Here is a 10,367-nt window from a genome sequence, read left to right as displayed (position 1 = left end):
TCTCGGCTCACACTTGATACGCTCTACGGTGAAACGTTATCATGACAGCGTGATAATCGCAGACGCAGAATCCCCAGAACACGCGCCTGACCCGTCATTTGCGAGGAAGCGTCTGGCATTGTTCAGGCGTACAGGAGCATTTGCTACGGGCTTTGAGGCGGAACTCTGGGGTGTCCGCTACAAGATAATATACTGGTCAGACAGTCGGCATTCCGACGAGGAGATCATGAGAGAATACGACAATATCTGCCGTGAAACGTTCACGCCGGAAGAGTACGAACGCTACATCAGGATACCGTTTTAAGCCTCAGGGCAAGGCCGGCAAATACCCTGTCAACTATGTCCGCCCCGCGCGCGAGAAGCTGATAGACTTTGCCGGTCTCTTCCCGCCATCGTCTTTGTGCTTCGTCTACGGGCACAATCCCCCCGCAGATTTCCGTGCAGAGTATCACACACTGCCTCAGCACACGCATTCTAGCCGCGAAGAACTCACACCCGAGCCCGCGCTTCACACCTAAGTGAACATTGACGACGAGGCCAGGCAGCAGAGCATCATCACGCTCGAGGTCAGACACAGCAGGAAACTTTCCGTAGAGCCTCTCAGCGTAGGCACGTTTGCCCTGAAATCTGCCACCAAGAATAACATGCACACTCAATCACCATCCCCAGCAGCATAACCGCTTCACTAACCTCAACGAACGCACCCAGCAAATCCCCAGTGATTCCGCCGAAGAGCTTCAGGCACATTCTCCGCCAGAACAGCAGGCACAAGCAGAACGACAGAGCCGGTGTTGCGCTTCCCAGAGGCAGAAGCCATATTATCATCACCACGAAGAAGATAGTATCCTGCTCTTTCCGTGCTGCTCCGAGAGTTGCGGCGAGACCGTCATTTTTCGCGAACGGCAGGCTGTTGAGCATGAAGCCCATTCCGAGACGCGAATACGCCGGCACGGCCGCGAGCGCAAAGGCGGAAACGTTCAGCGTGAGGAGCTCAGAGAACATGAGAGTTTTCGAGAGAACAACTATCACGCATCCCATCACGGCGAAACTTCCTGCGTGCGTGTCGGAGAGAATCTTAAGGCGCGTCTCTCTGTCCCTGTGCGAGAACACGGCATCGCAGGTGTCCATCAGTCCGTCGAGGTGAAGCCCTCCAGTAAGCCCGAGCGTGAACATCATCATGATGAACCCGCGCAGAACCGGCGAGAATACTTCAGTCAGCGTGAGCACCTTCCACACTGCGAACCACAACAGCCCGAACACCAGCCCGGCAGCCGGAAGCATTACGCAGAACCAGCGCAGAGACGAAGAGTCCCACAGAGGAAGAATCTTCTGCGGGACTGGTATTGCCGAAATGAACGACAGGACGATTAACAGCGACGCGAACACTTACACTCCGAACGTCTTCGAGACTCTCACAAGCTCATCACGAATCTTTATGTGCTGGGGACATGCCGCTTCGCACTTCCCGCACTTGATACACTTGCTGGCGTGTTTGTGCCCCATCCCTTCAACGTTCCACTTCTCGTTGTTCTTCGCGCTCTCAAGGTTGCCGTAAAGCGTGTACATGTTCAGGGACGTGAAGGATGCCGAAATTCCGATGTCCATCGGGCAGACTTTCGCGCAGTAGTTGCAGGTCGTGCAGGGGATTACAGGAACTTTCGCGAGGGCGACGCGCGCTTCGTCGATGACCTTCTTCTCTTCGGCTGAAAGGTGCGTAAAGGTCTTCATGTACGACAGATTGTCCCTCATCTGCTCGAGGTTCGACATTCCCGACAGGACTACCATAACGCCGTCAAGGTCTGCCGCGAACCTCACAGCCCACGACGCGCAGGAAGACTCCGGCTCTGCTGCCTTGAGGATTCTCTCTACGCTCTCGGGAGGCGTGGCCAAGTTTCCGCCCTTCACGGGTTCCATGACGATGACGGGCTTCCCGTGCTTGCGCGCAACCTCGTAGCACGCTCTGGACTGTATCGCGGGGTTCTCCCAGTCGCCGTAGTTTATCTGGAGCTGTACGAACTCCGCTTCTGGGTGCGCGTTCAGAATCTCGTCTAACTGCTCGGGTGTTGAGTGGAACGAGAAGCCCAAATGCTTAATCCTGCCTTCCTTCTTCTCGTTGAGGAAATAATTCCAGAGGTCGAAGTCGTCGAATGGCTTTGTGCGCGAGTCTCCGAGATTGTGGAGAAGGTAGAAGTCGAAGTACCCTGCTCCCGACTGGCGCAGTGATGTCCTGTACTGCTCGAGCGCGTCGTCCTGAGTCTTGCAGCCGATCCACGCGGCATTCTTCGTCGCCAGCTGGAAGCTCTCTCTCGGGTAACGCTCAACCAGTGCCTGACGGATTGCGTCCTCGCTTCCGGGATAAGCCCACGCCGTGTCGAAGTACGTGAAGCCCGCCGCCATGAACTCATCAACCATCTGCTTGACCTGCTCGATGTCGATTACGTCTTCAGAGCCCTCAACTCTCGGAAGGCGCATAAGGCCGAAGCCCAGTTTCTTGATGTTATCGCCTAACATAAATTTACCCCCTCATGAAATGAATTATTTTATCTTAACATCCTAACCCGCGCTTTAATCAACGTCTTGCCCGCCTCTTCTCCTCGTCAGGGAACAGCCCGAACTTCGACAGCCCAGCTATACCCTGCTCAAGACGGGACACAGCCAGCGGCATAAGCTCAACAATCACGTGATTATCCTTCAGCCGGATTGCCCCGACCTCCGAACGTTCGACCTTGAGGGCACGGCACATTGCGTTCAATACTCTTCCGACATCCTGAGCCTGCGAGCTCTTGAAGTATCGGAATGCTCCCTTAGGCCGGGCTTCCTTCTTCTTGGCCGGAGCACGTGATGGCTTGCGGGTGCGTTTTGCCTGTTCGCGCTCTAATTCCTTGTCGAGAGCGTAGCCCTTGTTCCGTGCACTGAGAACTGCAAGGAGTTTCGCGATGATGACCTTCGGTTCTGCACGTTTCGCGAGGTCAGCCGCCCACTTCACGCACTCGCCGTAAAATTCGTCGATTGGCGCGGCGAAAATGTCCTGTTCCGCAGCATCACGCCACGCACTGCGGATCTCCTCGATGTTCGGCACGTCCCGCCATTCGGTGCGAATCTCCGTGCCCCTCAGCATCTCTCTGAACCTACCGGCTTCCGGCGGAGACAGCAGAACGAGATTCACGCCCTCATGTCCGGCGCGTCCCGTTCTTCCGCTTCGGTGAATGAATGTCTCTCTGTCGTCAGGAAGTCCGAGCTGAATCACGTGGCTCACCCCCTCAATGTCCAGCCCCCTCGCCGCAACGTTCGTAGCCACAAGGCACGGCACAGACCCCGACTTGAACGAGGCAAGAGCGGCGTTGCGTTCCTCCTGCGTCATGTCGCCCTGCAGTGCCGAAGCCCTGAAGCCGTGATCCTGCAGCCTCTGCGCAATCTCTATCGATTCCATCTTCGTATGGCAGAACACCAGCGAACGTGAAGGATGCTCCCAAAGCAGTATATCAACTAGGCCCTCAAATCTCTTCTTCGAGGGAATCTGGTACACTCTGTGCAGTATGTCTTCATGCTGTGAGCCTTCTTCGTCAACCGACAGGGTAAGCGGTTCGTGAAGGTATTTCTGTGCGAGTGCCTTGACATCATCGGGCATTGTCGCGGAAAACAGCCACCGCCTGCCTTCGGGTATCGCGTCAAGTATTGCCTCCAGCTCCTCGCGGAATCCCATGTCGAGCATCAGGTCTCCTTCGTCGAGGACAACCGACGCTATTCCGTCAGTCTTCAGCGAGCCGCGCTGAATGTGGTCTCTCACGCGCCCGGGAGTTCCGGCGATTATTGCCGCACCGTGCTTCAGAGCCTTAAGCTGGCTGACTATGTCCATTCCGCCGACAAGTGATGCGCAGGAGATTCTGAGGAAACGGCCGAGAAATTCGGCTTCGTTCGCTGTCTGCTGTGCGAGTTCGCGCGTCGGAGCAAGGACGAGAATGCGGGGCGTGCGTTCACCTATCGCGAGTTCCTGAAAGAGCGGAAGAAGGAAGGCTAATGTTTTGCCCGAGCCTGTTTTTGCACGGACAATCAAATCACTGTTCCAGTCCTCAGAGAGTACGCGATCCTGAACCTCCATAGGCGAAGTGAATCCGCGTTCATTGAGAGCAGAGAGGAGCTCTTTTCTGAGGCCGTAATTGCTGAAATCCAAGATGTATTAATTCCTCCAACAAAAATTTTGCTTATTATCGCACACTAGCTCTCTACTCTCTCCACTCTTCATAGATCATGCGGACAATCTTCCCGTCCCTTATCCTGAACGTAAAGGCGGCATACTCTCCTGCTTCGTACGTCCATGCTGATGCGGACTTGTTGTCTGGTTCTCCGAGAACACGCGTGAGCTTGCTTGTGCTGTCGCCGATGCGAAGCTCACCGAAGCCGAAATCTTTGTTGGGCTGCCATGCCTCAACCTTCACCAGCCAGCCGCGACGGTCGTAGCTTCTCTTGATCTCGGGGTACTCAAACTCGCCGTCATACTCGCCCCAGTAATCATAGTCCCTGTATGGACAGTAGGTCTGCAGCACCTCAAGAATGAGCTTGCCGACTGGTGATTTCTGGACTTCCTCGCCGTAACAGGGCGTGAGATATTTCCCGAACACGAAGGCTGACTCCTGAATGTCCTTAGGGAATATCTCGTACCACACTTCTCCGTTGACGCGTGTCTGGCTTTCGACGATAACCTTTTCGCCGGTGTGAAGGCGACCCCAGATGTCAGCGTTGGTGTCGGGTCTCGCACGATAACGGACGTAGTCGCCGGTGCAGACACCTAGTGTCGGGAACTCGACGAACCTTTCAGCGGCAAAGATTCCTGACGAGGAAAGTACCAGCATTATCACAGCATAAACTATTCTTCTCATGAAAATTCCTCCTTTCTTGCAAGTGTAGCAGACTTTACACGAAATTTGCTCCCTCACAGCCGGGACAATCCGCACCTATTGCCTCTCTGAAAGAATATCTGCCGTAATTCCAGCCGTAGAACAATATGCTGTCCTCGCCGTCATCAATGACACCTTCAAGCTCATTCTTCAGAGCACCGAGCCTTGCGGGGGTAAGTTCGCCCTCGAAGACGCTCCTCTGAACATGAACGAGATAACGCCGTGAGATTTTGAGGACTTTTGCGACACGTTTAGCGTTGACATCGTAGACCATAATCACGAACATTCTCTACCACCTGTGAATAAACGGTTCATAGGGTGCACCGCCGGTTATGAAGTTCTGCACCTTCTGTGCTTCGAGCCTGACCATTCCGCGCCAGCTGGACTTCCTCCCTCCTGAAGGCACATCAATAGTCCGGGCTATGCTCTTCTCCCACTCCGAGACGATAACGTGCCGTGCACTCTCTGACGCGTAAATTCCTCCCGAGTCATTGCGGCTGAAGTCTGAGGCGTGAATCATGTGCCTGTTGACGAGGGAGAAGATTAAGCGGTCGACGAGGAGTGGCTTGAAGACTTCGGACAGGTCGAGGTTGAGGCTGATGCGCCTGTCTGACGGCGAGTGCAGGAAGCTGATTCTGGGGTCAAGACGTGTGCGGTAGATCTGCGACAGGGTCATAGCGTAACAGAGTGAGTTGACGAAGCTGATCAGCGCGTTCATGGGGTTGTTTGGTGGACGGCGGACGCGCTTGACGATGAAGAAAGCCTCATCCTGAATCAGCCTGTCAAAGAACTGGTAATACATGCTCCGAGCGGTGCCTTCGAGGCCGAGCAGTGAGGGGACGTTCTGGACTTCGGAGACTTGGTGCGCGCACTGTTCGAGGTAGTCGAGGATGTCGGCAGCGTCTAGGGAGTCGTGCCTGCGCTGGTAGTACATGATGAGTCGGCGCATGTTGCCGATTGCCCCGAGAACGAACGCGGCGGCCAAGTTGAGGCGTGAATGTTCGTCGAGCCAGTGGGCGGCCTGAGCGAGGAGGACGGTGGAGGAGTTTTTGTTCTCGCGGGGGTAGTAAGTGCCTGTGTATGTGCCGTAATGGCTGAAGAAGTGTAGGGGGATAGATTTTTCCGTGAGGAGCTCGAGGAGGGATTTGTTGAGGTCGACTTCACCGAGAACGAGTATGTCGTCGACGGTTTCGATGGGGATGAATTGAGGGGGCTGGTTCTTGAAGGTCATGAGGAGGGTATTGTCTTTGCGTTTGAGGGTGCCGGAGCTGAAGATGTAGAGAGTTTTTCCCATGAGAGTATGGAGGCCTCCTTTGTGTGAGTGATTGGGAAAAAGAAAAGACCCTGCCGGTCTGTAGCAGGGTCATAAATCCTAAGAGGAAGGTTCAGTAACACAGCTGAAAATGGCAACTCTGGCGGCGAGCGGGTTTCAATTCCTCAAAGGAAGGTTCAGTAACGGACTGGAAGACAACGTTCCGCACCGTTGTCCAGGTTTCAATTCCTCAAAGGAAGGTTCAGTAACGACAACACAGGAGAAAGACGGTAAGAGGCGTATCAGGTTTCAATTCCTCAAAGGAAGGTTCAGTAACAAATAAAGCTGCGTCAATTAGGGAACCTAGAAGGTTTCAATTCCTCAAAGGAAGGTTCAGTAACTCTTCACACACCGCATCATTACTACGTTGGAGATTTTAACATACTTGCAGAAATTACGCAATGTTTCACCCTCCTAACTCATAACCCCTCACCGCATCAACATTCCTCCTCCTGCACCGCGTGAGTCGCTCTCCCCGAAAACTCAATTTTTCGCTCGGTAATTCTGCATATTGGTCAATACGTAGCCCAAAAACAGCCCCCAAACCCTTGCAGGTTCAGGGGCGCAAATTTGACTTTTGAGCAGTCGACCTCTACACAAGAACATCTACCGCAGACGCAAGACCGTAATCCCCCTTCCAGCTCAGAATACGCACCTGCCAGCAATACCCCGTCAGCACCTCAAGACCTCCCGCAAGACCGCGCCTCTTCGCAGTGTTCAGTGCCTCGTCAATCGGTACGCATATCACCTGCTCCTTGTAGTGCTGGAAGTACAGAAACGCATTGTCGTAATCCATCGCCATCGCATACGGAGTCCCGCCCGGCGCGTAATCCTTCTTCCCCTGCCTCTGGTACAGGTACTTCACAGGAGCATACGCATTCACAACAAGTTTCCCAGCCTTGCCCCCGCTCGTGTACACGCTCTCAATCCCTACCGCAAGATACTTTCCGCACGCATCACGTTCAGGGCTGTAGTACCACGCCGACTTGCTCGCAGGAAGAAACGCCTCCACTCCCTCAAGGTCAATGCGGTAGCCCGAAAATCTGCTGTCCCTGCTTACGCAGCGCGTCATTACCCGCCCGCGAATGTAGTCCTTCGCCTCGTACGCCTTCAGAATCTTCGTCCACGATGACCCGTAGAACGGTGAAGACGAGTCCGACGTGTTGATAGTTACGAGCTCGCCTTCAGAGGTCTCGACAGTGAAGAAGCTGTTTCCCGCCTCCTCAGTCTTCGTGCTGAAAAGGTCATGCATCCAGTCGAACAGTCCCATTCCTGCCCGCCCCCTTCCCTAAATCTCCGCCGCCTCCTCAAGTTCAGAAGGCTCGTCCACAGCCGCACTCCCTCCGCACACAGAGCACGACGGAACGCGCTCAAGCCCCAGATGCCTCACGTTCAGGCAGAGTGCCCTATCACTCCCCTCATCGCCCTCGTCGTCAATAGTATATCACCGTCAGGCTCGGAAGGCTCCTACGTCCCATGAGCGCATCAATCGTCCTAAGTGCCGCAGTCTCCGCGACTACGTTAATCTGTGCGGAAAGCCCGGGCTGAATCGTCAAGTCCCTAACGTCCGCAGCCTCGCTGTAGGCTACAGTCTCGTTGCGCTTTCCCGACTCGCTAAGAATGGTGTTCCTGTGGCAGGCAAAGCAGGCCTCCTCAGAGTCGGGCTCGTACACGTGCACAATTCCCGAAGCCGCGCGCTCGTGAAGCCCCGCCTGTACTGCCTTGATTCCGTTCTTGACGGCATAATCATTCACGAGCATCCTAGAGTCGTCCGTGTCCGTAGTGCAGACGATGATGCTGCTCTCTCCCGCGCACCTCATGAACTCGTTGTAGCCCTCCTCGCTGTTCACGATGTCGTACGGGAAGGCCTCAGCGTCAAGCGAGGGGTTCAGTCCAAGAATCAGGTCTCTGACAACGCAGGCCTTGTTGCGTCCGAGATGCACGAGTCCGGCCTGATGGCGCGCAATGTTCACGGGGCTGAGCCTGTCGGGGTCGAACAGCCTGAAGTGTCCCGCTCCCGCACGGGCAAGCGAGAGTGCCATAGTCGCACCCAGACTCCCGCACCCGATAAGCGTAATGGTCTTGTCCCTGAGCTCCGTCGTCTCGGTAAGCCCGGCGTTGCGCTCGTAAATGCTGTTCTCGGGGTCAATGATTACGCTCTTCACCGCCTGAATCTCTCCCTCGCAGGAATGCCAGCACCTCACGCCCTCCGTGCCGACAATAACCGTAAGCACCCCCTCAATTCCGCACACAGGGAGGTTTTCTCCGCTGTCCTTCATGAACTTGGCCGCAGAGTTCTTGATGCCGGGCGTGTCGAGAAAGATATAGCTCTCGTTCTTGTTGTACGTTCCGCGAATAATCCGGCTGTCCTCCCCCGACGCAAGGAAGTCATCAACGTCGCTCATGCTGAGGTACGCGGTTACGTCCGGCTTCTCGCCGGGGGGCTCGGAGAGTTCTACAGTGCCGGTATGGCTGAGGATTCCGCCTCCGAGCTGGGGGGAAAGAATGAGGTTGTTCTCCATCACGAAACCTCCTGCGGTTCTGTTCACGATGGGCAGAAGGAGCATAGGCCAGCCCTCCGTGCTGATAATTCCCCTCGCGGTGTTAATGTCCGTTCCGCTGAGAGAGTCGAAGTCTCCCGGGTGCTTGTGCCACTCGCCGAGATAGTCCCAGCCCTCCGTCTCCCTGTACCAGTCAACCCGCGAACGGTAATACTCCATGTGCGGCGAAAACATCCCCGCGCTCCTGACCGCCTCAGTTCCCGGCCCGGTGGCACGCTCGACGTTCACGGTGATGAAACCGTCAGAGTCTCTCTGCCAGCTCCCGATGAGTGCTCCGCCGGTCTCACGGTCAGGGGAGTTCATGGACTCGGCGGCAATCCGTGCAAGTGCCTCGTCGGAATACACGATCTCTACAGGAGAGTCCTCACAGCCCCACACGCGCTTCTTGACCAGCTCCGTGCCGTTCCTGCTGCCGGATCTGAAAGCCATGTTGCGCGGCATCACCTTGCCCTCAGAAGTTACGTAGCCGATATTGTTCTCGTCATTGAGCACGCGCTCAGTGAGACTCCTGATGTCCATCTCTGCCGCCCCGTCGAAAGGGTTAGAGCGAGTTCCGCTGTTCATGCGGGGATTTACGCCGCCGCTGGTGCTGTCCCTGTAAGGCATCCTCATTGTGTGTAATTCCTCCTCTGCTTTGTGCCGTGAATACTTCGCCCACTTGTCAGCCAGTTCGTTGCCTGCGCTTCCGTTGTGAGCCTTTATCTTGCTGATGATTATTCCTGCTGTCTGTCTGAGATGAGATACTGCCGAGATTATCGGGTCTAATTCCGCGTTGAGGGTTATGCTGTCCAGAAGCGGAAGACAGTCCGAGAGAATCTCTGTCCTGATTCCGTTATGAGCTTTCAGAATTTCGCAGGCCGCGAGAACTGCAAGCCCCAGAGCCCGCTTCTCTGCGTCCCTGCTGTCCGAACACATGCAGTGTGCACAGTACACCGTGTGCTTCCCGTCGCGGAACGTCCTGATGCCCGCAACGTGCGGAGGTCTTGCGCACCACGACGGAACAACTACGGCGATTCCACCTGCACCGGTTCTGCAGGAGTAAGACGCGTCGCAGTACAGGTGCACTATCTGCCGCCCATGTCCCATAGCTACCTGCCGGGCCAAGTTCCCGAACGCTTGTAGACCTCCCACGCGTTGAGCCACGCCGCAGACCACGCAATCACAGCCGCCGCAGTCGTGCCCGCATCGACTCCCTCTCCGCCGCCCCCGTGATCGTTCGAGTACAGGCAAAGATGACCATCTACGTACTTGTGAGGGGTGCTGGTGTTCATGAGTTCGAGGACGTAGGCCTTGATCTGTCCATGAGGGTAATTCGGGGGGTAAACTGCCGCGACGCTGTATTCAGTGTTGAAGTTGGTGGTGAGACGGCCGCCCCAGAAGGTAGTTCCGCGCGGGGCAAAGGGATAAGTTCCGTCCCCCTCGAACAGCTTGAACTGCGGGAAACGGTTAGACATAGTGTTAATCTCGCTGGTGAGACGGGTGCGAGCCTCAGAGTTCATAAACTTATGCGCCTCCTTTCCGTAATATTTAGTTGGGTTATCGGTGAAAAATTGCCCCGCTGGACAACGAGCAGGGCATTTATTGAGTTGAGTGTGAAGG

The 10,367-nt window shown here is 55.4% G+C and carries 11 protein-coding genes and 1 CRISPR repeat array; of the genes, 1 reads left to right on the top strand and 10 read right to left on the bottom strand.

Annotated features, from left to right (window positions below; genetic code table 11):
• Positions 1 to 304, top strand: a 304-nt coding sequence (locus IJT02_10070) for a hypothetical protein (GenBank protein MBQ7545272.1), incomplete at its 5' end; no start/stop codon positions are given.
• Here IJT02_10070 and IJT02_10065 read toward each other — a convergent pair.
• From IJT02_10065 to IJT02_10020, 10 genes are all read right to left on the bottom strand, one after another.
• Entirely contained in the window at positions 288 to 650 is a 363-nt protein-coding gene (locus IJT02_10065; protein ID MBQ7545271.1) for a bifunctional adenosylcobinamide kinase/adenosylcobinamide-phosphate guanylyltransferase, read from the bottom strand. The two genes, IJT02_10070 and IJT02_10065, sit on opposite strands and share 17 nt — an antisense overlap.
• Positions 601 to 1,386 (bottom strand): adenosylcobinamide-GDP ribazoletransferase, encoded by a 786-nt coding sequence (locus IJT02_10060; GenBank protein MBQ7545270.1) that lies wholly within the window; start codon positions 1,384 to 1,386, stop codon positions 601 to 603. The genes IJT02_10065 and IJT02_10060 overlap by 50 nt, the downstream gene beginning before the upstream one ends.
• Positions 1,387 to 2,511, bottom strand: coding sequence for an aldo/keto reductase (locus IJT02_10055; protein MBQ7545269.1), 1,125 nt, complete (start codon positions 2,509 to 2,511; stop codon positions 1,387 to 1,389).
• Positions 2,512 to 2,569: 58 nt separating this feature from the next.
• On the bottom strand, positions 2,570 to 4,171 hold the full coding sequence (locus tag IJT02_10050) for a DEAD/DEAH box helicase (protein ID MBQ7545268.1): 1,602 nt from the start codon (positions 4,169 to 4,171) through the stop codon (positions 2,570 to 2,572).
• 52 nt (positions 4,172 to 4,223) lie between these two features.
• Positions 4,224 to 4,877, bottom strand: a complete 654-nt coding sequence (locus tag IJT02_10045) for an SH3 domain-containing protein (GenBank protein ID MBQ7545267.1) — start codon at positions 4,875 to 4,877, stop codon at positions 4,224 to 4,226.
• A gap of 34 nt (positions 4,878 to 4,911) precedes the next feature.
• Entirely contained in the window at positions 4,912 to 5,181 is a 270-nt protein-coding gene (gene cas2 / locus IJT02_10040; GenBank protein MBQ7545266.1) for a CRISPR-associated endonuclease Cas2, read from the bottom strand.
• 3 nt (positions 5,182 to 5,184) lie between these two features.
• Positions 5,185 to 6,189 carry a type I-B CRISPR-associated endonuclease Cas1 gene (cas1b, locus tag IJT02_10035; protein MBQ7545265.1) on the bottom strand — a complete coding sequence of 335 codons (1,005 nt, stop codon included), beginning with the start codon at positions 6,187 to 6,189 and terminating at the stop codon, positions 5,185 to 5,187.
• Positions 6,190 to 6,256: 67 nt separating this feature from the next.
• Positions 6,257 to 6,548: a CRISPR direct-repeat array (repeat unit 32 nt; unit sequence GGTTTCAATTCCTCAAAGGAAGGTTCAGTAAC).
• Positions 6,549 to 6,799: 251 nt separating this feature from the next.
• Positions 6,800 to 7,477 (bottom strand): hypothetical protein, encoded by a 678-nt coding sequence (locus tag IJT02_10030; GenBank protein ID MBQ7545264.1) that lies wholly within the window; start codon positions 7,475 to 7,477, stop codon positions 6,800 to 6,802.
• Positions 7,478 to 7,640: 163 nt separating this feature from the next.
• The gene (locus tag IJT02_10025) at positions 7,641 to 9,899 is read right to left on the bottom strand and encodes a ThiF family adenylyltransferase (GenBank protein MBQ7545263.1); all 2,259 of its coding nucleotides are present in this window, start codon (positions 9,897 to 9,899) and stop codon (positions 7,641 to 7,643) included.
• A complete protein-coding gene (locus IJT02_10020) occupies positions 9,857 to 10,267 on the bottom strand; it encodes a hypothetical protein (GenBank protein ID MBQ7545262.1) in 411 nt (136 codons plus the stop codon). Before IJT02_10020 ends, IJT02_10025 begins: the two co-directional genes overlap by 43 nt.
• Positions 10,268 to 10,367: the final 100 nt, after the last annotated feature.

The organism is Synergistaceae bacterium (genome assembly GCA_017450125.1).
In the GTDB taxonomy this organism is placed as follows: Bacteria; Synergistota; Synergistia; order Synergistales; family Aminobacteriaceae; genus JAFUXM01.
This window is presented reverse-complemented; position numbering and strand designations above follow the sequence as displayed.

Coding starts and splice junctions, on each gene's coding strand:
- IJT02_10055 (MBQ7545269.1), bottom strand. CDS start 2,511: ATGTTAGGCGATAACATCAAGAAACTGGGCTTCGGCCTTATGCGCCTT.
- IJT02_10045 (MBQ7545267.1), bottom strand. CDS start 4,877: ATGAGAAGAATAGTTTATGCTGTGATAATGCTGGTACTTTCCTCGTCA.
- cas2 (MBQ7545266.1), bottom strand. CDS start 5,181: ATGTTCGTGATTATGGTCTACGATGTCAACGCTAAACGTGTCGCAAAA.
- cas1b (MBQ7545265.1), bottom strand. CDS start 6,189: ATGGGAAAAACTCTCTACATCTTCAGCTCCGGCACCCTCAAACGCAAA.
- IJT02_10030 (MBQ7545264.1), bottom strand. CDS start 7,477: ATGGGACTGTTCGACTGGATGCATGACCTTTTCAGCACGAAGACTGAG.
- IJT02_10020 (MBQ7545262.1), bottom strand. CDS start 10,267: ATGAACTCTGAGGCTCGCACCCGTCTCACCAGCGAGATTAACACTATG.